Source organism: Anaerorhabdus furcosa (assembly GCF_900167375.1).
In the GTDB taxonomy this organism is placed as follows: Bacteria; Bacillota_I; Bacilli_A; order Erysipelotrichales; family Erysipelotrichaceae; genus Anaerorhabdus; species Anaerorhabdus furcosa.
The window spans coordinates 125,779-148,972 of sequence record NZ_FUWY01000003.1 but is presented as its reverse complement, the minus strand read 5'-3'; the positions used below and the strand labels follow the sequence as shown (position 1 = coordinate 148,972).

The following is a 23,194-nucleotide window of genomic DNA, read 5'->3' as shown; positions in this document are numbered from 1 at the left end:
AAATTGATAAAATTATCCTATGTGGAGAGAAATGGTGTAAGGAACAATATTAAACATCTTATTTCTACTTTCGGAAAGACATTCACCATTATATTTATTAGCGATATTTATAATCGCTTGAATTCTAAAACCATGATATTCGTTTTGATCGATGGAAAGTTGATTAATTATGTCCTCTTTATAAATAGAATCTGATATTTTTAATTAAAAACGTTAGAGAATATTTTTTTAAAAGGTACTTTAACTGCATTTTATTTATTTTATCTCGAACATAATAACTTTGAGTTACATGGTAAAATGTAATTAACAAAGGAGATAAAAAATGGGCAGATACAAGAATGGAGATAAAAAAGTAAAGTAAAAAAATAAAATTAAAAAAGGAGAAGAAATATGAAAAAAATAGTGCTATTTGTAGTAACGACAATGATATTGCTATCAAGTTTTAATCCAATCTACGCCGAATCTAGTATTAATAATAAAGAGTTATTTTTAGAAAATAATAGTCAAATGAAGAATATCGTTATAGAAGATTCTTCAAATTATATTGATGGTGATATAGAAATAACTATTAAGTTTTATTCTGTAGAAGATGGAATGAATATTATAATAGAAAGGGAGAATGATATTATAATCGCTTATGATGAAAATGGAAATCAATTGGCGAGAGCTCAAGTGACACATACAGAAGCAACATTTATTGAAAAAAGTCTATATCTAATTGAGCCAAGAGCTGCTTGGAGTGGTTGGTATTTTACTGGACAAGATAATGTTTTGATTAACAAAATAACTAGTGTTTCCGCTACAGTAATTGCAGGTATAATTCTAGGAAGTTTTCCAAAAAAATTTGGAATCACTACAGGGGCGCTACTATCAATAGCAGCTGAAATTAAGAGTTATGGAGATGATTCTCGACGAGTTTATAATAAGTATTATGGTTCGTCGTATAGTACTTGTAATATTTTGTCAAAGGGAAAAGTTGAAACTTTTAAAAACTCAAATTTTACAAGTCTTATTGGTTCGGTAGAAGGAAATTATTATTGGGATGGAAATCCATATGATTATACACAACCATCAGCTTGTCGCGAATTAGTGGGCACTTACCCATATTGAATATTTTTGGCAGCTTCGGAAATAGATGACACAGAAAAGAGGTGTGCAAATGTTGAAAGGATACACATTTAAAGAATTGATGACTATTTTGTCATTAGGCAATTGGAAGATCCAACATTATTGTAAACAGTTCCCTAACAACTTAGAAGTTAAGAAAAAAGGGAAATGCATCATAGTTTGCACTACCATTTTCACCTTCATGTATTGTGTGCCGCTTATATTAATGAGCGCATCAATTAGTATGATTTCGGAGTTTACTGTTTTTCTTGTATATTTTATTATCATTGAAGCCATTTTATTAATCGCTTTTATGGTTTATTTTAATAGAAATGCAACAAGTGATTTAATTCCGTTTATAGATTCTATAAAGCAATATTATGAAGCATAATAAAGTTAGAAGAATGTGATATCTATTATAGAAATTTTAAAGTTAGAATCAATATAAGCCAAAATAATTATAAATATTCAATGAATCTCATTTTTAGCACATAGCACAGATAGTTAAATAATTTTTGGTTTATGTTCGAAGTCTCTAACAAAAATATAAAAATACTTAATATTAAATTTGTGCCCGTAAATCTATTGGTAATCGATTTTCTCGAATATATGACTAAAGCGTTGATGAACTCAACGCTTTACTTTATATTTTATGAAATTTTAATAATCTTTAATAAGAGTAATTTTGAATAAAGTGGGGGGGTCCATCATACTGAAACTTATATTATTAAGGTAACTACAACGACGTGGGATTGAAGTAATGAATGAGCTAGGAGAGTCTAATTTATTCCTTTGTATTCGAAATTGCTTTACGAATCTTTTTCAGTGACTCATTTGATTTCTTGCCATTTTTAAACATGATAGTAACAAACAAGGCATCAATGACACTGAGTTGAGATAATCGTGAAGATAAAGATTCGGAACGATACGTAGTTTCTTCTGAACAGGAAATTAATACGACATCAGCAAGTTTTGCAAGAGGTGACAAAGGGTAACTTGTTAAAACAATGAGTTTCGCTTTATTTTCCTTTACAAGATTTGCTATTTTTAATGCTTCGATACTTGTTCCGGTATGAGAAATGACGAAGGCACAATCTTTGGATGTTAACAGGGAAGCATTCATAATTTGAATATGAGAATCAGAAGCGTAATTAACTGGAATAGGTGATCTTAAGAATTTATGGTAACTATCTAACGCAACAGCGTTTGATCCACCTAAACCAAAGAATGTAACTCTATTTGAATTAATCATTAGATTCACAGCGCTTTTATAAGTATCAAAATCAATAATTTTCTTAGTATCTTCAATTGCTTTTACAGAAGCATCGAAAACTTTTTCGATAATTGTTACTTCTGAATCACTTGAAGATATTTTTTCGTGTATGGATATTTCGGGATCAAATTCCTCCGTAAGGAGTGCAATCTTAAAATCTTTAAAACCGTTATAACCTAGTTTTCTAGAAAACTGGAAAAAAGTTGAATCGGCTAAACCTAATTCACTAGAAATTTCACTAATCGAACTACGTGAAACTTTTTTAATGTTATCTAAAACGTAATCTGCGATTAATTTCTCTTTTGAGCTCATGTCTCTGTAAAGCGATTTTATCCTCATTCTTACAGTTAAATTTTTCATTATAATTGCCCCTTAATAGTCATATTTTGTTAAGTTAAGAATATCACAAGAATGCAAAAGTGTAAAATAAATAAAAAAATATTTTTTTAACAAACGTATTTACAAAAAAATATTTTGTGTTATTGTTTTTGTAGAAAGGGGTTACAAGATGAGGAAAATACTAATTGGAACTCATGGAAAATTTGGTGAAGAGCTCTTAAAATCAGCTGAAATGATTATCGGCAATGTAGAGGATGCTAGTGCAATCTCTCTAATTCCAGGAATGGCAATGGAGGATTATATGGTCCTTATTGAAGAGCAATTAGCAGGTTTACCAGAAAATACGATATGTTTAGTTGATTTATATGGGGGAACACCAAGTACAACATTTACAATCCTGTCACAAAAGTACAACAACATTGTGATTACAGGTTTAAATTTAGCAATGTTCATTGAAGTTTATTCGCAAAGAGATACACTCAGCACAGAAGAATTATCACAATGTGCAATCGATACATTATCAATGAGTGCAAGAAATGTTACGAAAGAATTGAAAGGTAACTAGAAAGGGGAAAAGAGATGGCAAATTTAAAACTAGTTCGTATTGATTTTAGACTTATTCATGGTCAAGTTGTTAATAAGTGGATAAAAACAACTTTATCAAACAAGATTATTGTAATTGATGATACATTAGCTGCAAATGATTTTATGAAGAGTGTCTATACAATGGCAGCTCCTCCAGGTGTAGATGTTGAAATTTATGCTGAAGATGAAGCTGTAGAGAAATGGAAAGAAAATCAATTCGGCGAAGGGAATGTACTTGTTTTGTTCAAAAGTGTTCAAGCAGCACATAAATGTTATTTGAATGGTTTTGATTTTAACGAGCTTCAGATTGGAGGATTAGGTGCAGCACCAGGGCGTAAAATTGTATTCGGTCCTATTACACTTGATCAAAAAGATGGCGACCAATTAAAAGAAATTTCCGATAAAGGTGCGAGAGTATATTTCCACCAAGTGCCTGAAGATGGTTATGCAGAATTATCAAAAGTATTAGAAAAACTAAAATAATAGAAAAAGGGAGAAGAAGATATGTCTGTATTATTAATAGCAGTAGTTAGTGGATTACTATATTTTCTAGGTACATCACGTATTGGTTATGGATTATCTAGTGCAATAGGTGCACCAGTAACTTTAGGGTTTGTTTTTGGTTTAATGTTTGGAGATCCAATAAAGGGTTTAATTTTAGGGGCGTCAATTAACTTATTATACTTAGGAGTAGTTTTCACAGGTGGGAATGTTCCAAGTGATGGATGTTTGGCAGCTTGTATTGCAATTCCAGTAGCATTTCAACTTAACTTAGATGTAGATACAGCTGTTACAATCGCTGTTCCATTTGGAATTTTAGGATCATTTATTGATCAAATCAGAAGAACATCAAACTTAATTTGGTTACATAAAGCAGATGATTGTGCGGCCAAAGGAGATCAAAAAGGCATTTATTGGTGTGCAATGATTTATCCTACAATCGTAGCATTCGCAATTCGTTTTATCCCAGTATTTGTAATTAATATGTTTGGTGCAAATGTAGTTCAAACAATTCTAACTTACTTACCACAGTTTATTATTACAGGTTTATCAGTAGCGGGAGGAATATTACCAGCTATTGGATTTGCTGTAATTATCATGTCAATTGGACGTAAAGAATTATTGCCATATTTCTTCATGGGATTCTTCGCAGTTAAATATTTAAATGTTGGGACAATGGCATGTGCAGTATTTGGAATTTGTATTGCTGCACTAATGTATTTCAAGAGTAACAAAAAAGGGGAGGTAGCTTAAGATGACTGAACAAAAACGTTTGCTTTCTAAGAAGGAAGTTAATCAATCACACTTAATTTGGTATTTAGCAGCAGAAACGAATAACTCATATGAACGTTTACAAGCTCCATCGTTCTGTGCAGCTATGGCTCGCAACTTAAGAAAAATTTATCCAAATGATGAAGATTATAAAGAAGCACTACAACGTCACCTTGAGTTCTATAATACTGAAGGAACTATTGGATCAGTTGTAGTAGGTATTGCTCTTGCAATGGAAGAAGAGAAAGCTAAAGGTAATCTTACAGGTGATGTTATCACAGGGATTAAACTTGGATTAATGGGACCTATTGCAGGTATTGGTGATACATTAATTTGGGGAATGTCAAAAGCAATCTTATTAGGACTTGCATGTACTTTCGCATTACAAGGAAGTCCAATCGCTTTGATTTTTCCACCAATGTTCTCAATCTTGATTTTCGTTTTAGGACGTTATACATGTAATTTAGGATACAAACTTGGAAGTGAAGCAGTTCCAAAATTATTAAAATCTGGAACAATGAATACTTTGATTACTGCAGCATCAGTACTAGGTTTATTCATGATGGGTGCTTTATCTGCATCATATGTTAAAGTTGCAACTCCGCTAAACTGGGTTATTTCATCAACTGGTGCAGCAATCGGCTTACAAGCTAATTTAGATGCAATTTTACCAGGTATGCTTCAATTACTAGCTATCTTTGGTATCTATTGGTACTTTACACACAAAGGACAAAACTATATTAAATTAGTATTAACAATTTTACTTATTTCTATCGTTGCAGCATTCTTTGGAATTTTAGGATAATAAAATAATAATAAAAGAAGAAGGGAGATAGGGCGAAGAATTCTTCGCCCTGCAATATAGAAATGAAAGAAGAAATAAAAAATAAGATCATGTCTGAAATTGACCAAAAGATGGATGAACTTTGGAATATATCAAAATATATACATGAAAATCCAGAAATGTGTTTTGAAGAAGAGAAAGCATGCAAAGTGCAATGTGACTTTCTACGAAATGAAGGATTTGATGTAAAAGAAGGTTTAGGAACTTTACCAACTGCTTTTGAAGCAACAATTGGTGAAGGAAAACCAGTGGTTGCAATCTTATCTGAATATGATGCTTTATCCATTGGTCATGCTTGTGGGCATAACCTTATCTCTACATCAGCTATTGGTGCAGCATTCGGTGTTAAAAAAGCATTAGAAGAAGAAAAGATCTCAGGAACATTTAAAGTGATTGGAACACCAGCTGAAGAAAGTGGTGGTGGGAAAATAATCTTATTAAAGGAAGGATTCTTTGATGATGTAGATGCGGTTATTATGATGCATCCAACAAGTTTCACATCACGTCTAGCAGGAGAGTGTTTATCTTCTAAGAAAATTAGTATTGAGTATTTAGGACAATCAGCACATGCGGGTTCTCATCCTGACAATGGTATTAATGCACTAAGCGCAGCAAATTTATACTTTGTAGCAACTGGTATGTTACGTCAACATTTCAAAGGTGATGCTAGACTATCTGGAATCATTGTAGATGGTGGTAAGCAAACAGGATTGGTACCTGATCGCTCAGAAATTAGAGGTTCATTGAGTTGCTTCAATCTAAATGATTTGAATCGCTATGAAAAAATGATTAAAGATGCAGCAGAGGGTTGTAGTGTTGCAATGGGTTGTAAGTGCACTGTAAAAATTGAAGATGGGTATCAAGGAAGAATTCCAAATAAAATTTTATCAGATGTATGTAAAGAAGAATTAAAGGCATTAAATGAACCACTAATGGATGGTATGCCAATTGATTTTGGTGGAGAAGATCTTGGGAATATATCAAGAGTTATTCCAATTTGTAATCCATACATTACAATATTTCCAGAATACAAGATTTCAAATCACACTGAACAATTTAAAAACTTATCAATTTCAGAAGCAGGGAAGAGATGTATTGAAATTTCTAGTAAATCAATGGCAAGAACTGCAATTGAACTACTAGCTAATCCAAAAATTATTGAAGAAGCAAAACAAGAATTAAAAGAACGCTTGGAACACGAGTAAGTTTGTAGGAGACGGAAATAATGAAAAATGATATTGGTATTTTTGGACTAGGCGTCATGGGGAAGAGTATTGCGTTGAATATCTCGAATCATGAATATTCAATCTCAGTATACAATCGTGAACCAGAGTTAACTAAAAACTTTGAAGACATTTCTTCAAGCAAAAAGGTAACATGTTGCTATGATATTGAACAGTTTGTAGATTCATTGGAAATACCTAGAAAAATATTATTGATGGTAACTGCAGGAGAAGCAGTAGATAAAGTCATTGATACATTGATTCCATACTTAAGTAAAGGTGACATTATTTTAGATGGTGGTAACTCATATTTTAAAGATACAATAAGGCGCTACGATTATCTTAAGAATAAAGGAATTGATTATTTGGGTGTAGGAATATCGGGTGGTGAACAAGGAGCATTAAATGGTCCAAGTATCATGCCATCAGGTGATAAACTTATTTATGATAAAGTAAAGTCAGTGTTAGAAGATATTGCAGCAAAGGCAGATGACGGACAACCTTGTTGCAATTATGTAGGAGAATCGGGATCAGGACATTATGTTAAGATGGTGCATAATGGAATCGAATATGCAGATATTCAAATTATATGTGAAGCATATTCATTTATGAAAGACGGATTAAAATTAACAACAGAGGAAATACAAAAAACATTTAGTGATTGGAATAAAGGTAAATTACAGTCTTATTTAATTAAAATAACTTCTGAAATTCTTACTAAAAAAGATGAATTTACAGATAATTACTTGATTGATATGATCTTGGATAAAGCCGAACAAAAGGGTACAGGGAAATGGACTGCTATTGAAGGATTTGATTTGGGTACTCCTATACCTACAATCGTATCCGCAGTTGAAGCTCGATATTTATCTTCAAAGAAAGATGAACGCATGAAAGCAAGTAAGATTCTTTCGATGGAGAGTATTCCGCAAGATTATAATAAAGAAGAAGTTTTAAATGCACTTGAGAATGCAATTTATACAGCCAAAATATGTTGCTATGCTCAAGGATTTGAATTACTAAAAGATGCTGCTATGTTATATCATTGGAATCTTGATTTTGGTAAGATTGCAATGGTATGGAGAGAGGGTTGCATCATTCGTGCCAATTTCTTAAATGAGATAAAAGAAGCATTTGATTCAGAAAATGACAATAATTTAATTTTAACAAAAAAGTTTTATGGTAAGATAATACAGTACTACCCAGATATGCGTGAAACACTTATTAAGATGATTGAATGCGGAATCTATATGCCTGCATTCGCAAGTGCATTGCAATATTTAGATGGGTATCGTGCAGAAATAACAAGTGCTAATTTACTTCAAGCACAAAGAGATTATTTTGGAGCACATACTTATCAAAGAACTGATCGACAAGGGACGTTTCATACTATATGGGAATAATAAAAGTACAAATTTAATTTGTACTTTTTATAGGAGAGAATACATGACAAAGAATAAAGCGATTATCTTAACAATAGTATCAGCACTTATTTATGGATTTACACCTGTGTTATGTTCATTAACTTATGCAGGTGGTAATACTCCTTATTCTTTGACATTCTTTAGAAGTTTATTTGTTCTACCTGTGTTGGGTGGATTGTTGATTAAAAATAAAATATCACTAAAACTGAACAAAGATGAGTTTATAAAAATGGTAATCATTGGTTTATTTGGAGCGGTATTCACAACTTTACTACTTTATAGTAGTTATACATACATTGGTGTTGGTACAGCTACTACTTTGCATTTTATGTATCCACTTTTTGTTTTAATCATATGTCATTTCATTTATAAAGATCACATTACTAAAAAACAATATAGTTCTCTTTTATTAGCGATGATAGGAATTATATGTTTTATTAATTTTAATGATTTTTCAAAAATACAAGGAATTGTAATGGCACTTCTTAGTGGCATTACCTTTGCGGTGTATTTGGTTGGTATTGAAAAAGCAGGACTATCTACGATGAACAATTACAAGCTTTCATTCTATCTAGCAGCAACTGTAAGTGTTTCTTTGCTTGTAATCAATATCTTTACAAATCAAATTGTGTTTGTTCAACCAATGTCTAACTATGCGTTAATGTTATGTATCGGATTATTAGCTTCATTTATTGCACTTATCTTTTTGAAAATAGGAATACAGGAATTAGGGAGCACACTAGCAAGTATGTTCTGTTTGTTTGAGCCTATCTCATCTGTAATTTTTGGTTTTTTCTTATTAAATGAATCTGTGGATATCATGAAAATTTTAGGATGTCTATTTATTGTTGCAGCAATGGCTTTATTAGTAATGAAACCAAAAAGAAAACCATGTGAGCATTAAGTTTATGAACACATGGTTTATTTAGTTATACTTTATTGAGTAGTTTTTCCACTTTCTTGTTTAATCGATCTTGAATAAAAAATGTAGAAATAACATTTGCTGTGAGCTTAAATGTACTGATTTGTGTTTTTGCCCATTCTCTATCATCATGGATACATTCATCAAATCCAATGCCACCTAAGAAAATTTCTTTGTACATAATTGCACAATGCAACATGGATTTTATATCTTGATAGGACAATACTTCTTCAAGGTTGTTATTGGTTTCGTCTTTTAAAGACCATTTGAATAAACCGTCTTTATCAAAGTTATCTCTAAAGCCACCAAGATCTTCATCATAATCAAAATTTTGAAGTTTGTTTACTTGAGGTTCAATACCGTCATTACACCATTCATAAATCATACTAGTGTGTTTGTTATCTTCTAAGGTTTCATAAATATATGTTCTACTTACATCAAATGATCTTCCAATTATTTCAAGTAAATCAGAAATAACTGAATCAAAACTATCAGCATTAAATAAAGTTCTAAAACAATATTGTGCTAATCCAAAATCAACAACATGATTCTCAGCAAAATTATCATCAGTATAATTTTTGATATTAAATGCTTGAATCGAAGAATTTTTATGGAAGTTTTCATTGTATAGTGTATATCCATTTCTGCCATTATTCTTTTGAGCGTATAAAGCTTTATCCGCATTTTCATAAAGGTTGACAAAAGAATCATCACTAGAAGATGTCATCGCAATTCCTATACTTGCGGTTAAATTCATTTCATTTTTAAAAGGACGTAGTTGATTTAATTGTTCTAAAATTTTTTCTGCTTTCTTAACAGCTGCGTTTTCAGAAATAACTTCTGGCAAGAATACAACGAATTCATCACCACCAATACGTCCAATGTAGTCTGAAGAGCGAGTAGAATTTTTTAATGCTCTTGCTACTTCGGATAGAACTCTATCCCCAGTAAGGTGACCATAGGTATCATTTATATTTTTAAAGAAATCGATGTCGAGAATAAACATAGCTTGATTAACACCGTTGCTATTATCTTTGATACAAGAATCAATAATTGAATTAATCGCAATTTTATTGTAAATACCAGTGAGTGGATCATGCTGTGCTTGATTCAATAATTTTTCTTTTTGTTTCTTATCGTCATTGATATCAACAATAATACCAATAACCTTTATGGGTTGCTTGTAATTGTTGAATTGTGTTGTTGCTCGTATTTTACACCATATATATTCATTCTTATTATTCTTGAGACGTAGCTCTGTTTCTGTAAAAGGTATACCTGCAAGGCATTGGCGCATAATAGTTGTTAAACTTTGTATATCTGTATTATGTATGTTGTCTGACATAACAAGCTTTTGTGAGATATCTTTAGATATAGCGATATAGCCAAACTTTTTATAAAAATTATTAGAGAATGATAATGTATCACTCAATACATCCCATTCAAAAATAATGTCGGTTGTTTGATTAATAACAACTTGATATCGTTCTAATGATAATCGCAGATCTTCTTGCTCTTGTTTGCGATCCGTAATTTCGATAAGGATACAATAAAAGGATGAACAATGATCTGTTTTGATATAGCGACATTTGTCTAGTATCCAAATCGGTTTACCTGATTTATGATAGATGCGATACTCAATTTCTGAATCATCATCACCATTACAAATACTTTTTTGAATAGCTGCGATAACAGAAGCTCTATCTTCAGGATAAATTAGATTTATAAACTTATTATCAAATAAAGTATTAATTTCCTCGCGAGAATAACCAACAAGACTTAAAAAGCCATCGCTCATTGAAATTAAAGTTAAACCAGCATCATCTTTGCATTCATGAGCACCACCCGGAATATTTTTTGTCAATAATTCCAGCTGTCTCCGCCGAGAATCCACCCGTTCTTGTAAGTTACAATGATTGTCTAAACGAGATTTAGGTGTAAAATAACTGTGTTCATCTTGCAATAAGTCGGGATGAGAAAAGTGTACGTGTTCAACCTTCATTTCATCGCCAGCATCTTTTAAAATGACTGAGAAACGTAAATTCTCCTCAGCTATTTCACTAGAAATTGGTGTTACGATGAGCGATCCAAATAAATAGCAAAGATCTTCGGATAACGCAACATAGTTTACATCCGAGTCAGATATAGTAAAAGTACCGCTGTATTCTTTTACTTCAGCGGTTAAAGCTTCGATGGCATCACTGAGGCTTGAACAGACTTCGTTTATACCAGTTCCTATCCAAGTAATATTATCACTTAGACTATTCTGTATATTACTTAAGTTTCTTTTGATATAGTAATTCTCTTCAAGTAATGCGAAAAAATTCAGTGCTTTTTCTTCTAAATTCATAGTAAATATCCCTCTTCATCTGTGATCAATCATATATTGGATGAAAATAGGTCAACTAAATTATAGGGAGAATCTAATTTGTTTCCATTACAATAAGTTTAGCAAAAATAACAAGAATATACTATTACTTTGTGATTAAAAAGATTTAATATCATTATTAGCACCTTGATAGATAAAAAGATGAAAAACATGTTAAAATAGAAAAACCAAGGAGAATAAATTATGACTACACAAGAACATGCAAAGAAAATAAGAGAAGACATCGTAAAGATGGTAACTGCAGCAAAATCAGGTCATCCAGGAGGCTCATTGTCGGCAACTGATATTCTATCAGTGCTTTATTTCGAAGTCATGGATATCAACCAGGAAAATGCGGGAACTACAAATCGCGATCGTTTTGTATTGTCAAAAGGACATGCTAGCCCCGTGTTATATGCCGTATTAAAAGAAAAAGGAATTCTTACAGAAGATATCAATACATTTAGACATATTGATTCTAAACTACAAGGACATCCAAATATGAACTATGTTAAAGGAGTAGATATGTCTACAGGATCGCTTGGACAAGGAATCTCCGCAGCAGTAGGGATGGCAATCGCAAATAAAGTAAGCATGAATGATCATCGCGTGTACGCTTTATTAGGTGATGGAGAATGTGAAGAAGGACAAGTGTGGGAAGCAGCAATGGCTGCGGCTCATTATCAACTTGATAATTTATGTGCTGTAGTTGATTTTAATGGATTACAAATTGATGGAGACATTCATAAAGTTATGGATCCTACACCAATTGATAAGAAATTTGAAGCATTTAGATGGCATGTCATTTCAATCGATGGACATGACTATGATGCAATTAGAAAAGCCTTTGAAGAAGCAAAAACTGTTAAAGGAAAACCAACAGTGATTGTTGCGAAGACAATCAAAGGAAAAGGTGTAAGCTTTATGGAAAACCAAGCTGCATGGCATGGAGTAGCACCAACACAAGAAGAATGTGAAGCAGCAGTGAAAGAAATAAGAGAGGGTTAAGATAATGGCAAAAGCAACTAGAGAAGCTTATGGAATCGCATTAGCGAAATTAATTGAAGAAAATGACAAAATCATCGTGTTGGATGCCGACTTAACAAAATCTACAAAAACAGCAGATGCTAAAAAAGCATGCCCAGAAAGACATTTCAATATGGGAATAGCAGAAGGAAACATGATGTCAACGGCTGCAGGTATTGCGGCTAGTGGATATACGGTATTTGCATCAAGTTTCTCTATCTTTTCTACAGGAAGAGCATGGGAACAAGTAAGAAATAGTATTGGTTATCCACATTTAAATGTAAAAGTATGCGGAACACATGCTGGAATCAGTGTAGGTGAGGATGGAGCAAGCCATCAAGCACTAGAAGATATTGCACTTATGAGAGTAATACCAGGTATGAAAGTTTATCAACCATGTGATGAACAAGAAACTTACGCGATTATTAACCATGTAGCCAAGGAAGTTGGACCATGTTATGTAAGACTTGGACGTGGTAAAGTAGGCGATGTTTATCCAGAAGGAACTGATTTTAAAATTGGTAAGATATCCACATTAAATCAAGGTAGCAAAGTAGCAATTCTTGCAACAGGACTTATGGTTCAAGAAGCTCTAAAAGCAAAAGATGAATTAGTTAAAGAAGGAATTAATCCTACAGTTATCAATGTGAGTTGTATTAAACCACTTGATGAAGAAGGTATCTTAGAAGTATTGAAAAATCATGATGTAATACTTACTGCTGAAGAACATAGTATAGTTGGTGGTCTTGGAGGAGCTATTTCAGAATTAGCAAGTGAAAAGTGCCCTAAAAAAGTAGTAAGAATAGGAACGAAAGATACATTTGGAGAAAGCGGAACATCAGATGCTTTACTTGAAAAATATGGCTTAACTTCAACTGAAGTAATAAAAAAAGTAAAAGAAAATATCTAAGCGATGAAGCTCACAAAGAAATTGTGAGCTTTTCTTTTTAATACTTCTAAAGATCCTCTTTTCATCACAGTGTAAAAAGTGTAGATTATATGTACAAAAGTTAAACTTGAAATAAATTATAAACAAGATAGGATATGATTATAGTAGAGTATTTAAAATATAATTTGTGGAATAGGGGAGAATAAGGTGGATAATAAAGTACATGCACTAGTTAGTCTATTGAGTAAAAACTCATTTTTAACACTAAAAGAAATCGAAACTGAAACACAATCTACACGAAGACAAATCTATTATCGAATAGAGAAAATTAATCAAGAATTATCAGGGACTAAAATTGAAGTGATAAAAAGTTCAATTACAATTACAGAGGATATAAAAAATAATTTAAAAAATTTAATCGTTGAAAATGCTGAAACTGATTATTTTTTATCATCTAAGGAACGTCAATTGTATATGTATCTTTTGATGTTTATTGGAGCTCCTTATCTTTCACTAAATCATTTCATTGATAATTTAAAAGTATCGAAATCAACAGTTCTAAATGAACTAAAAGAACTAGAAAAAATATGTAATTCAAATTTAATTGAAATTAAATATGATCGTAATAAGGGGTATTCGTTAGAAGGTAACGAAATTGATATCCGTCGTTTTATGATGCTAGAAGTTATCAATATGCTCTCGAAAGAAAACAACGATAAATTTTTTGATTTATTTATTAATGAAAATAATCTGGATATTTTTCAATATTCAAAATTAGTTATACAAGAATTATCCAATCTACGTCACATTGAATTTGTAGAAGACCGTATTGCCGAATTCATTTATATTTTTATTTTCTTAAAAGCAAGAATTGCGAATCACAAGGAAATCGATATCTCAACGGACTTTGTATCCATCATGCAAGAAAGTACAAACGTTGAAATCATGAAAAAAACAAAAGAGTATTCTTTTGTGGATGATTTAATCAAAAATTATAAGCAAGGATTCTGTTTTTCAGAGAAAGAGAAACTATATTTAACAGCATGGATATTAGGGTTATCAATCGGTAATCCAGAAGAAGATACAGATGATTGTTTAACAATTGCGAACATTGTAGATCGAATGATGTATCGTTTTGAGATATTGAGTGGTGTACAATATAAAAATACAGAAGATATATTTAGAAAATTATATTGTCATTTAAGACCAACATATTATCGTTTGCTATATCATCTACCTATAGTTAATCCATTAAAAGATAAAGTGAAAGAAGAACACAACAAATTATATCGAATTGTACTTGAAACAGTAAAACCATTAGAAGCTATCTTTACACATGAAATACCAGAAGATGAAGTTGCATATTTAACCATGCATTTTGGTGCTATCTATGCAAATAGAGAAATTGTAAAAATAAACTCACAAAAAGTAGGGCTTATTGTATGTAGTAATGGGTTAGGAAGTTCTGCAATTCTTTATTCTGAATTAATAAATCTTTTCCCAGAAATTCATTTCTTAAAACCACTAGAGAGTACAAATATAAATCATATTGAAGAAGATTATGATATTATTTTTTCTACAACTTATTTGGATGAAAGTAGTCTTCAAGATAAACCTATTGTGTATGTTCGACCCGTCATGAATATGCAAGAACGATATCAAGTAGTAAGAGAAGTTTGCATGAAACTTAAAACTTCATTTAGTAATATACCAGATATTGAAAAGATTATTAATCTTGTCAAAAAATATGGAACGATTGAAAATGAATCTGGACTTGCGAACGATTTAATTGGTTATTTTTCTTTGAATGAGCAAGAGAAGAAAGAAGGATTAATGCTTTCGCAAATGGCAGATCCACGACTAATGAATATTCAATTGGAGGCTAGTGATTGGGAAGATGCAATACGTAAGTCTGGACAAAAATTAGTAGACTATGATTATGCAACACCAAATTATATTGATGAAGTAATTAATTCGACAAAAATAAATGGACCATATTATGTGATAACGACTAACATTGCACTACCGCATGTAAAACCAATGTTTGGAGCACTTAAAATTGGCTTAGGAATTAGTATATTAAAAACACCAATTGTTTTTGGTAACGCTGATTTAGATCCAGTTAAATATATTTTCTTCTTAACAGCATTGGATAATGAGACACATTTAAATGCATTAAGTATATTAGTTGATTTATTTAATGATAAAGAATTTTTCAATTGTTTATCGAGTGCAAAAACAAGTATAGAGGTAAGTGAATATATAATAAAATTTGAAGCAAATAAACTATCTAAATCATGATAGTTTATTTTTTGTACAAGATAACAACAAATATTAAACCCAATAAAGATTGTTTTGAAATAGTTGAAAGAATAAGATGTAGTTGTAGAGGAAAGGGGTGAGGTAATTAATGCTTAAAAACATGATCAGCGAAGAATTAATAGTTCTTAATGTTGAAGCGAGCGATTGGAAAGATGCTGTACGTAAAGCAGCTTGCCCATTAGTTAACCAAGGGAAAATAAAAGAATCTTATGTCGACGGGATTATTCGTGCAGTGCACGAAATTGGACCTTATTTCGTTTTAACAAAACATGTTGCTTTAGCTCATTCCAGACCAGAAGATGGTGTTATCGAAGGTGCTATAGGAATTGCAACACTTAAGACACCGATTGAATTTGGAAATGAAGATAACGATCCAGTTAAATACATTTTCACACTATCTGCAATAGACAATAACGCACATTTATCTGCGTTAAGTGATCTAGCGGGTTTATTGGAACAGCAAGAATTCTATGAATTCTTAGACAAAGCAAAAAGTGCTGAAGAAGTTATGAATTACATCAATGCAATGTAATTGAAAGGAGTAGAGATATGTATAAAGGATTAGTTGCATGCCGAGCAGGTATGGGATCTAGTATGTTACTAAAAATAAAAGTAGATCAAGTAATTAGTGAAGAAGGAATGGACATTAAAGTTGAACATGGAAATCTAGATTCATTAATTGGATTTAATGGTGATGTTGTTATTACGATGGAAGATGTAGCTCATGAAATAGCAGACAAAGCTCCATATGTAATTGGAGTTAGAAACATCATGGATAAAGTTGAAATTAAAACAAAGCTAAATGAATTTTTAGCAACAAAACAATAGAAAACAGGGAGGATAGAAAATGTTAGATGCAATTTTAGCGCAAACGCGTAATACGGCATTAATTGTAGGGATCATCGCATTAGTTGGGTTATTGCTTCAAAAGAAATCTGCTGCTGATGTAATATCGGGTACAGCTAAAACAATCATGGGATTCATGATCTTCAATATTGGTTCTAGTTTCTTAGGAACAATTGTAGGAAATTTTACAACATTATTTAATACGGGATTTGGAATTGCAGGAGTTACAACTCAAGTAGAAGTTGCAACTGCAATGGCATTGGATACTTATGGAACAGAAGTAGCATTAGTGTTGCTTGTGGGATTTGCAGCCAACTTATTGTTTGCAAAATTCACACCATTTAAAGCAATTTTCTTAACAGGACAACACTTCTTATACTTTGCATGTGTATTAGCATTAGTATTTATCGCATTTGATTTACCAGCAGTTGTTACAATCATTGGTGGAGGGTTAATCCTAGGTTTCTGTGGTGCAGCACTTCCAACATTATGTCAATCTTATATGAATAAAATTACAGGTGATGACAAATTAGCGATGGGTCACTTTAACTGTATAGGTTATGCTTTATCAGGATTTATAGGAAAATTATTTTCTAAATCAGCTAATAAAGAAAAAGGTGATGCTAGCAGTATTAAATTACCAGGATTCTTCTCATTATTCCGTGACTTCATTTTCTCAATTGCAATCTTCATGGTTGTGTTATTCTACATTGCAGTATTTGCATGTGTAGCTACAGGAAATATGGAAGTTGTACAAACAATGTCAGGAAATGATTTATGGTTCATCTACCCATTATTACAAGGTTTACAATTTGCAGCAGGTATGAGTGTATTGATTTACGGGGTTCGTCAATTCATTGCAGAAATCACTGCAGCGTTCGTTGCAATTTCTGAAAAATATATTCCTAATTCAAAACCAGCAGTTGACTGTCCAGCAATATTCCCATTTGCACCAACAGCAGTTGTTATTGGTTTTGTAGGTTCATTCTTAGGCGGTTTATTTGGAATGCTTATGATGATTCTATTCAAGAGTTCAGTAATCATGATTCCAGCAGCGGGTATTTGCTTCTTCTCAGGAGGAACATGTGGTGTATTTGGAAATGCATATGGTGGTTGGAAAGGTGCTTTAGTTGGTTCGTTTGTCGTAGGTATCGGACTAGTAGTTCTTCCATTAATGTTATATCCAGCATTTGCTCAACTAGGTATATCAGGAGCAAGTTTCCCTAATATTGATTACAACATTATCGGTGCAGGATTATATAACGTAATCAAAATATTCGTTCATTAATTATTACATGATTAGAACAGGGAAAAATCCCTGTTCTTATTTATAAAGGTGGTAAGTATGAGTAAGAAATTATTAAAAGATAAGAAAGTAATTCACGGTTGTTTTATGAAGATTATTGATAATCCAGCCATGGTATTACTTGCGAAAAACAATGAGATTGATTTTCTATTTTATGATATGGAACATGCAATGTTTGACTTTAAAACATTACATGATATTAGTCTTCTTGGTAAATCAAATGAAGTTCCATTATTTGTACGTGTATCAGATAATACCAAAGGAAATATTTCTAAAGCTTTGGATGCGGGTGTGTCTGCGGTAATGGTACCCATGATTGAATCGAGAGATGATGCTGAGCAACTAGTAAAATATTCGAAATATCCACCTATTGGAAGCCGTGGTTATGCAGGTGGTGCGAACACATTTTATGCACCAAGCGGAAATCATGAAAACAATATGAAACAAAGCAATGAAGATATCTTAACCATTGCACAGATAGAAACACTTAAGGGATTAGAGAATGCAGAAGAAATTATTAATACCCCAGGAATTGATGCGGTTATTGTAGGACCAGCAGATTTATCGATTTCACTAGGTATTGCTGATAATAAAGATCCTAGTAAGTTAAAAGAGGCAATTGGAAAGATACAAAAAATCTGTATTGAATCAAATAAATATTTTGGAATTATTGGAAGTATAGAATTACTAGAAGAATTTAATAATTACTTGCAAATCATGGTATCCGCTATTGATTTAAATCTTATTAATGAGTCTTTAAAGAAATATAAAAATGAATACAAAAGAATTGAAAGGAAACAGGGATAATGGCAGATTTAGAACAATTTCTATCAACAATTAAAAATGAAGTTGATCAAAATATAGAAAATATAAATAAAGAAAATCTAAAAAAAGCAGTTTCTATTATATTAGAAAGTGAAAAACAAGGTGGAAGAATTCACATTACAGGAATTGGAAAACCAGGACATGTAGCAGGATATATTGCATCACTTCTTTCAAGTACTGGAACACCTGCTTATGAATTACATGGCACAGAAGCAGTTCATGGATCTAGTGGACAAGTACGATCTGGAGATGTTGTTATCGCTATCTCAAATAGTGGTGAAACAAGTGAATTAAAAGCGACAGTAGAAACTTTAATTGCAAATGGTGCGCATGTGATTAGTTGTACAGGGAATGAAAACTCATGGCTATCAAAACATTCAGAAGTTTGTTTGGTAGCTCATGCAAATCAAGAAGGTGATGATTTAAATAAAGCTCCACGTGCATCCATCATTTCTGAAATCTTAGTACTTCAATCATTAAGTGTTTTATTACAAGAAGAAAAGAAATTAGATTTGAATCAATATGTAAAATGGCATCCAGGAGGAAGCCTTGGTCAAAGTATACGAGAGATTCAAAAGGAGGAGAAATAAAATGAGCATTGAAGGAATTATTACACCAATTGTGACTCCTTTTAAAGAAGGAAATCAAGAAATAGATTATGAAGCAACACGTGCACTAGTTAATCGCTTAATAGAACGTGGTGTGCATGGTTTATTTCCACTTGGAACAAATGGTGAATTTCACATGTTAAGTGATGAAGAGAAAATAAAATTTGCAAAAGTGGTGATTGATGAAACGAATCAACGTGTCCCAGTTTACGTAGGAACTGGATGCAATAGTACAAAGCAAACCATCGAACTTTCAAATAAAATGAAAGAGTTAGGTGCAGATGCAGTGTCCATTGTTACACCATATTTCTTGATTCCAAACGATGAAGAAATATTCAATCATTATAAAATGATAACAGAGCAAGTTGATTTACCAATTATTATTTACAATATTCCAAAATGCACGGGAATGAATTTATCACCATCTGTATTAGAACGATTAGCGAAATTACCCAATATTAAAGCAATTAAAGACAGTAGTGGAAAGATGGATAATTTAGAAGCTTATCTTGATGCGGTAAAAGGAACGGATGTAAATGTATTAATTGGATCTGATTCAACAATTTTAAAAGGATTAGAATTAGGCGCAAGTGGTGCAGTTGCGGGAACTAGCAATTGCATTACAAAAGAAATTCTAGGTATTTATAATAGTTTTAAAGCGGGTGATACGGAACGCGCTAAAAAATATCAAGAGTCGATAGAACCTTATCGTGCAATACTTAAACTTGCAACAACCCCTGCAGCTATGAAAATGAGTGTTACACTGGATGGAGATGATTGTAATGCAGGTCCAGCACGTTTTCCTGTAGAACCATTAACGCAAGAGCAAATTCAACAAGTGAAAGAGTGTGTAGAATACTATCACAACTTGGTGATTTAAATGAATAAGGCAAAGACAACGTTAAGAATGTATGAAACAGGTGCATTAGCAATTGTACGTGTAGAAACTATTGAGCGTGGACTAGAAATTGCAGAAGGATGTCTTGAGGGCGGTATTGATGTACTAGAAATTAGTTATACATTAAATAATGCTGGTGATGTTATTGAGGCAATTGATAAGAAGTTTAATGACAAAATATGTGTTGGTGCAGGAACGGTGTTAGATAGTGAAACTGCACGCCATGCTATTCTAAAAGGAGCGAAGTTTATCATTGCACCAAACTATGATGAAGGTGTTGCAAAGATATGCAATCGTTACCAAATACCATATGCTCCTGGTTGTACTACACTATCAGAAGCAGTTGATGCACTAAGTGTGGGAGCTGCCTTTATCAAAGCATTTCCAATCTCTGATTTCTATGGACCAAAACTATGCAAGGTATTTAAAACTCCTCTTCCCAACATGCCTATACTTGCAAGTGGTGGAATCACATTAGATAATTTAAATGAGTGGCTAATGCAGGGTGTAGATGTATGTGGTTTTGGTGGGTTACTCACAACTGGAAGTAAAGAAGAAATCGCAAAGAACGCTAAATCAATAAGACAAATTATTTTAGGATTTCGAAAGTAAAATCATTGGTTGGTGTTGAGTTGCAAATAGAAAAAAAATATTGTAAAATATATTCGATCAAACAACCCCATAAGGGAGAAAAGGCAAGAGTGCTCGCTCTTGCCTTTTCATTTATGCTAATTACTAGTCACCACGATTATCTAGCCATTTGCAAATATAATATACAATTATACATGCTATGATAGCATGGATTGTATCAAACAGGCCCATAGCGCTTCACCTTGAAGGGGATGGACTAGGAATATTTTTTTATATCATAATGCAACAAACAATAATAGGGTGTTCTCTAAAGAATAGAAAAGAAATTATTTACGAAAATAGAGATACAAGGAAATAGCAATTTGAGCATTTGAAAAAGATGTAATTGAAGCAATTTCCTTAATTTGTGGTATGCTCATTTTATAGACAGTAGTATGACTAAAAGGAGCAAGTATGATAAAGAACCAATGGTATGCAATTCTTCCTTCTAAGGAGGTCAAAGCACACAAAATAGTAGCAGTAAAAAGAATGGGATTAGATTTATGTTTATTTCGAAATGATGATGGGGATGTAGGGTGTTTGGTTGATCAATGTAGTCATCGAGGTGCAGCAATAAGCAAGGGTATTCATCATGGAAATTGTGTGGCATGTCCATTTCATGGAATACGTTTTGATAAAGATGGCAAAACAGTCTTAGTACCCGCTAATGGAAAAGTTGCAAAGGCAGAAGAAAGATTTAATGTAACAAGTTATTTGGCTAAAGAAGCACATGATATGATTTATTTGTGGTATGGAGATAAAGAAAAAGCAACAGAACAATTACCCTTCTTTGATGACCTTATTAAAGAGGGAACAGTTTATAGCGAAATGAGTGATTGTTGGAATGCACACTACTCAAGATGTATTGAAAATCAATTGGATGTAGTACACGTTCCATTTGTACACTACAACACAATTGGTAGGGGAAATAAAACGGTAGTGAATGGACCCGCTTTGGAAGTCAAAGATAAGTTTTTAGTCTTATCCGCAAACAATAGTGTAGATGAAGGACAAGAACCAATAAAGGCAAGTGAACTAGCGATTAATCCTCATATGAATTTACGTTTTATGTTCCCAAATGTATGGCAAAACTATATTTCAGACCACATCAGAGTAGTAATTTTCTTCGTGCCTGTAGACGATGAACATACAATTTTCTACATTCGTTTTTACACAGATCAATTCAAAATGAAGACTTTGAATCAACTGACAGCATTTGTGGGTAGATATATGAATCGAATAATTGAGAGACAAGATAAAAGAGTAGTAGAAACCCAACGTCCAAAAGCGTCTACCTTGATAAGTGGTGAACACTTGTTACGCGGAGATAGTCCAATTATAATGTATCGCAAAATACGAGATACATTAAAAAAAGAAGCGGACGAAACATGATGAAAGTTATTCTACATCTGAATAACTTTTTTTCTTTTCAAGACTCATCATAAGGATGGATTTTGAAAGACCATAAGATGACATTTAAAACAATTTTTCTCACTAATTAGTAGTTTTATAAATGAAAGGAGATTTTATTTTGTAAGTAAGAAAAACTAATGTAATCTTGTGGTAGAAAAGAGGACAAATCATGGAGAATAAAAAGGTAAATAATAAAATAAAACGATTCAAACAAAACTTAATTGAGGAGGAAAAAAGTAAAGCTACCATTGAAAAATATGTAAGAGATGTAAGACGATTTTATAATTTTATTGGTAATGATGATATTTGTAAAGAGAGGGTAATTGATTACAAAAATAACTTGATTATCAAGTATAAAGCAACAAGTGTAAATAGTATGTTGGTATCACTGAATTTATATTTGCTCTATATTAAAAAACCCGAATGTAGAGTCAAACTTATGAAAGTGCAAAGAAAAGTTTTTGGCAACGAAGATATTGAGCTTACAAAAGATGACTATAAAAGATTATTGAATGTCGCCTTAAGAAAAAACATTAAAACATATTTGATATTGCAAACAATCTGTAGCACAGGAATGCGCGTAAGTGAATTAAGGTATGTAACGGTGGAGTCATTAGAAAAAAACAGAGTAACAATATTAAATAAAGGAAAGGTAAGAGAAATCTTAATACCTTCCACTTTATCGATCGTTTTAACTAGATTTATTTTGAAGAATAAAATTGAATCAGGACCTATCTTTATTTCTAAAAAGGGAATTCCCTTGAATCGATGCAATATATGGAAGATGATGAAGTCATTATGTGATGAAGCGAAAGTAAGTAAGGCAAAAGTTTTTCCACACAATTTGAGACATTTGTTTGCGTTGACCTATTATTTAATAGAGAAAGATTTAGTACATTTAGCGGATATTCTAGGTCATAGTAACATTGAAACAACTCGCATTTATACAACAACAAGTAAACATGACTATGAAGATATATTTATCAAAATGGGTTTGGTAGATGTTGATTTAAGATAAAGAATATGATAAATAGTGTATAAGTAGGTTTCTAAAAAGTATCCGTAATTAAAGAA

Annotated in this window: 23 protein-coding genes; 21 read left to right on the top strand and 2 right to left on the bottom strand. The window is 32.1% G+C overall.

Annotation, left to right across the window (positions count from 1 at the left end):
• Positions 1-390: 390 nt before the first annotated feature.
• Together B5D14_RS06210 and B5D14_RS06205 are read left to right on the top strand one after the other, a co-directional pair.
• A complete protein-coding gene (locus tag B5D14_RS06210) occupies positions 391-1,110 on the top strand; it encodes a hypothetical protein (RefSeq protein WP_078711732.1) in 720 nt (239 codons plus the stop codon).
• Between the two features lie 49 nt (positions 1,111-1,159).
• Positions 1,160-1,498 (top strand): hypothetical protein, encoded by a 339-nt coding sequence (locus B5D14_RS06205; RefSeq protein ID WP_078711731.1) that lies wholly within the window; start codon positions 1,160-1,162, stop codon positions 1,496-1,498.
• A gap of 393 nt (positions 1,499-1,891) precedes the next feature.
• Here B5D14_RS06205 and B5D14_RS06200 read toward each other — a convergent pair whose 3' ends face one another.
• Positions 1,892-2,740, bottom strand: coding sequence for a MurR/RpiR family transcriptional regulator (locus B5D14_RS06200; RefSeq protein ID WP_078711730.1), 849 nt, complete (start codon positions 2,738-2,740; stop codon positions 1,892-1,894).
• A gap of 148 nt (positions 2,741-2,888) precedes the next feature.
• Here B5D14_RS06200 and B5D14_RS06195 point away from each other — a divergent pair, with 148 nt between their 5' ends.
• The 7 genes from B5D14_RS06195 to B5D14_RS06165 all read left to right on the top strand — a co-directional run bounded on the left by B5D14_RS06195 (position 2,889) and on the right by B5D14_RS06165 (position 8,971).
• A complete protein-coding gene (locus tag B5D14_RS06195) occupies positions 2,889-3,284 on the top strand; it encodes a PTS sugar transporter subunit IIA (RefSeq protein ID WP_078711729.1) in 396 nt (131 codons plus the stop codon).
• Positions 3,285-3,298: 14 nt separating this feature from the next.
• Positions 3,299-3,787, top strand: a complete 489-nt coding sequence (locus B5D14_RS06190; RefSeq protein WP_078711728.1) for a PTS sugar transporter subunit IIB — start codon at positions 3,299-3,301, stop codon at positions 3,785-3,787.
• Between the two features lie 21 nt (positions 3,788-3,808).
• On the top strand, positions 3,809-4,558 hold the full coding sequence (locus tag B5D14_RS06185; RefSeq protein ID WP_078711727.1) for a PTS mannose/fructose/sorbose/N-acetylgalactosamine transporter subunit IIC: 750 nt from the start codon (positions 3,809-3,811) through the stop codon (positions 4,556-4,558).
• A gap of 1 nt (position 4,559) precedes the next feature.
• Entirely contained in the window at positions 4,560-5,381 is an 822-nt protein-coding gene (locus B5D14_RS06180; RefSeq protein ID WP_078711726.1) for a PTS system mannose/fructose/sorbose family transporter subunit IID, read from the top strand.
• A 62-nt stretch (positions 5,382-5,443) separates the two neighbouring features.
• Positions 5,444-6,625 carry a M20 family metallopeptidase gene (locus B5D14_RS06175; RefSeq protein WP_078711725.1) on the top strand — a complete coding sequence of 394 codons (1,182 nt, stop codon included), beginning with the start codon at positions 5,444-5,446 and terminating at the stop codon, positions 6,623-6,625.
• A 20-nt stretch (positions 6,626-6,645) separates the two neighbouring features.
• Complete coding sequence (gndA, locus tag B5D14_RS06170; RefSeq protein WP_078711724.1) at positions 6,646-8,046, top strand: NADP-dependent phosphogluconate dehydrogenase; 1,401 nt, start codon at positions 6,646-6,648, stop codon at positions 8,044-8,046.
• Positions 8,047-8,089: 43 nt separating this feature from the next.
• Positions 8,090-8,971, top strand: coding sequence for a DMT family transporter (locus B5D14_RS06165; protein ID WP_078711723.1), 882 nt, complete (start codon positions 8,090-8,092; stop codon positions 8,969-8,971).
• Positions 8,972-8,996: 25 nt separating this feature from the next.
• Here B5D14_RS06165 and B5D14_RS06160 read toward each other — a convergent pair whose 3' ends face one another.
• A complete protein-coding gene (locus B5D14_RS06160; protein ID WP_078711722.1) occupies positions 8,997-11,339 on the bottom strand; it encodes a sensor domain-containing diguanylate cyclase in 2,343 nt (780 codons plus the stop codon).
• A 222-nt stretch (positions 11,340-11,561) separates the two neighbouring features.
• Between B5D14_RS06160 and B5D14_RS06155 the strand changes: the two genes are divergently transcribed.
• The 12 genes from B5D14_RS06155 to B5D14_RS06100 all read left to right on the top strand — a co-directional run bounded on the left by B5D14_RS06155 (position 11,562) and on the right by B5D14_RS06100 (position 23,138).
• On the top strand, positions 11,562-12,365 hold the full coding sequence (locus tag B5D14_RS06155; protein WP_078711721.1) for a transketolase: 804 nt from the start codon (positions 11,562-11,564) through the stop codon (positions 12,363-12,365).
• A gap of 4 nt (positions 12,366-12,369) precedes the next feature.
• Positions 12,370-13,293 carry a transketolase family protein gene (locus B5D14_RS06150; RefSeq protein ID WP_078711720.1) on the top strand — a complete coding sequence of 308 codons (924 nt, stop codon included), beginning with the start codon at positions 12,370-12,372 and terminating at the stop codon, positions 13,291-13,293.
• Positions 13,294-13,479: 186 nt separating this feature from the next.
• Positions 13,480-15,573 carry a BglG family transcription antiterminator gene (locus tag B5D14_RS06145; protein ID WP_078711719.1) on the top strand — a complete coding sequence of 698 codons (2,094 nt, stop codon included), beginning with the start codon at positions 13,480-13,482 and terminating at the stop codon, positions 15,571-15,573.
• 109 nt (positions 15,574-15,682) lie between these two features.
• Complete coding sequence (locus tag B5D14_RS06140; protein ID WP_078711718.1) at positions 15,683-16,126, top strand: PTS sugar transporter subunit IIA; 444 nt, start codon at positions 15,683-15,685, stop codon at positions 16,124-16,126.
• Between the two features lie 17 nt (positions 16,127-16,143).
• Positions 16,144-16,422, top strand: a complete 279-nt coding sequence (locus tag B5D14_RS06135; protein WP_078711717.1) for a PTS sugar transporter subunit IIB — start codon at positions 16,144-16,146, stop codon at positions 16,420-16,422.
• A gap of 19 nt (positions 16,423-16,441) precedes the next feature.
• A complete protein-coding gene (locus B5D14_RS06130) occupies positions 16,442-17,728 on the top strand; it encodes a PTS ascorbate transporter subunit IIC (protein WP_078711716.1) in 1,287 nt (428 codons plus the stop codon).
• A 57-nt stretch (positions 17,729-17,785) separates the two neighbouring features.
• Positions 17,786-18,553, top strand: a complete 768-nt coding sequence (locus B5D14_RS06125) for an HpcH/HpaI aldolase family protein (protein ID WP_078711715.1) — start codon at positions 17,786-17,788, stop codon at positions 18,551-18,553.
• On the top strand, positions 18,553-19,161 hold the full coding sequence (locus tag B5D14_RS06120; RefSeq protein WP_078711714.1) for an SIS domain-containing protein: 609 nt from the start codon (positions 18,553-18,555) through the stop codon (positions 19,159-19,161). Before B5D14_RS06125 ends, B5D14_RS06120 begins: the two co-directional genes overlap by 1 nt.
• Position 19,162: 1 nt before the next feature.
• Positions 19,163-20,059, top strand: coding sequence for a 4-hydroxy-tetrahydrodipicolinate synthase (dapA, locus tag B5D14_RS06115; protein ID WP_078711713.1), 897 nt, complete (start codon positions 19,163-19,165; stop codon positions 20,057-20,059).
• On the top strand, positions 20,060-20,689 hold the full coding sequence (locus B5D14_RS06110; RefSeq protein ID WP_078711712.1) for a beta/alpha barrel domain-containing protein: 630 nt from the start codon (positions 20,060-20,062) through the stop codon (positions 20,687-20,689). It abuts the gene before it with no gap.
• Between the two features lie 432 nt (positions 20,690-21,121).
• Positions 21,122-22,099 (top strand): aromatic ring-hydroxylating oxygenase subunit alpha, encoded by a 978-nt coding sequence (locus B5D14_RS06105; protein ID WP_078711711.1) that lies wholly within the window; start codon positions 21,122-21,124, stop codon positions 22,097-22,099.
• Between the two features lie 190 nt (positions 22,100-22,289).
• Positions 22,290-23,138: a tyrosine-type recombinase/integrase gene (locus tag B5D14_RS06100; protein ID WP_078711710.1), complete on the top strand. Its 849-nt coding sequence runs from the start codon at positions 22,290-22,292 to the stop codon at positions 23,136-23,138.
• The last annotated feature ends 56 nt before the right edge of the window (positions 23,139-23,194 follow it).

Bases quoted from the DNA above. Each gene is read 5' to 3' on its own strand.
- B5D14_RS06210 (WP_078711732.1), top strand. From the start codon at position 391: ATGAAAAAAATAGTGCTATTTGTAGTAACGACAATGATATTGCTATCA.
- B5D14_RS06205 (WP_078711731.1), top strand. From the start codon at position 1,160: ATGTTGAAAGGATACACATTTAAAGAATTGATGACTATTTTGTCATTA.
- B5D14_RS06200 (WP_078711730.1), bottom strand. From the start codon at position 2,740: ATGAAAAATTTAACTGTAAGAATGAGGATAAAATCGCTTTACAGAGAC.
- B5D14_RS06195 (WP_078711729.1), top strand. From the start codon at position 2,889: ATGAGGAAAATACTAATTGGAACTCATGGAAAATTTGGTGAAGAGCTC.
- B5D14_RS06190 (WP_078711728.1), top strand. From the start codon at position 3,299: ATGGCAAATTTAAAACTAGTTCGTATTGATTTTAGACTTATTCATGGT.
- B5D14_RS06185 (WP_078711727.1), top strand. From the start codon at position 3,809: ATGTCTGTATTATTAATAGCAGTAGTTAGTGGATTACTATATTTTCTA.
- B5D14_RS06180 (WP_078711726.1), top strand. From the start codon at position 4,560: ATGACTGAACAAAAACGTTTGCTTTCTAAGAAGGAAGTTAATCAATCA.
- B5D14_RS06175 (WP_078711725.1), top strand. From the start codon at position 5,444: ATGAAAGAAGAAATAAAAAATAAGATCATGTCTGAAATTGACCAAAAG.
- gndA (WP_078711724.1), top strand. From the start codon at position 6,646: ATGAAAAATGATATTGGTATTTTTGGACTAGGCGTCATGGGGAAGAGT.
- B5D14_RS06165 (WP_078711723.1), top strand. From the start codon at position 8,090: ATGACAAAGAATAAAGCGATTATCTTAACAATAGTATCAGCACTTATT.
- B5D14_RS06160 (WP_078711722.1), bottom strand. From the start codon at position 11,339: ATGAATTTAGAAGAAAAAGCACTGAATTTTTTCGCATTACTTGAAGAG.
- B5D14_RS06155 (WP_078711721.1), top strand. From the start codon at position 11,562: ATGACTACACAAGAACATGCAAAGAAAATAAGAGAAGACATCGTAAAG.
- B5D14_RS06150 (WP_078711720.1), top strand. From the start codon at position 12,370: ATGGCAAAAGCAACTAGAGAAGCTTATGGAATCGCATTAGCGAAATTA.
- B5D14_RS06140 (WP_078711718.1), top strand. From the start codon at position 15,683: ATGCTTAAAAACATGATCAGCGAAGAATTAATAGTTCTTAATGTTGAA.
- B5D14_RS06135 (WP_078711717.1), top strand. From the start codon at position 16,144: ATGTATAAAGGATTAGTTGCATGCCGAGCAGGTATGGGATCTAGTATG.
- B5D14_RS06130 (WP_078711716.1), top strand. From the start codon at position 16,442: ATGTTAGATGCAATTTTAGCGCAAACGCGTAATACGGCATTAATTGTA.
- B5D14_RS06125 (WP_078711715.1), top strand. From the start codon at position 17,786: ATGAGTAAGAAATTATTAAAAGATAAGAAAGTAATTCACGGTTGTTTT.
- B5D14_RS06120 (WP_078711714.1), top strand. From the start codon at position 18,553: ATGGCAGATTTAGAACAATTTCTATCAACAATTAAAAATGAAGTTGAT.
- dapA (WP_078711713.1), top strand. From the start codon at position 19,163: ATGAGCATTGAAGGAATTATTACACCAATTGTGACTCCTTTTAAAGAA.
- B5D14_RS06110 (WP_078711712.1), top strand. From the start codon at position 20,060: ATGAATAAGGCAAAGACAACGTTAAGAATGTATGAAACAGGTGCATTA.
- B5D14_RS06105 (WP_078711711.1), top strand. From the start codon at position 21,122: ATGATAAAGAACCAATGGTATGCAATTCTTCCTTCTAAGGAGGTCAAA.
- B5D14_RS06100 (WP_078711710.1), top strand. From the start codon at position 22,290: ATGGAGAATAAAAAGGTAAATAATAAAATAAAACGATTCAAACAAAAC.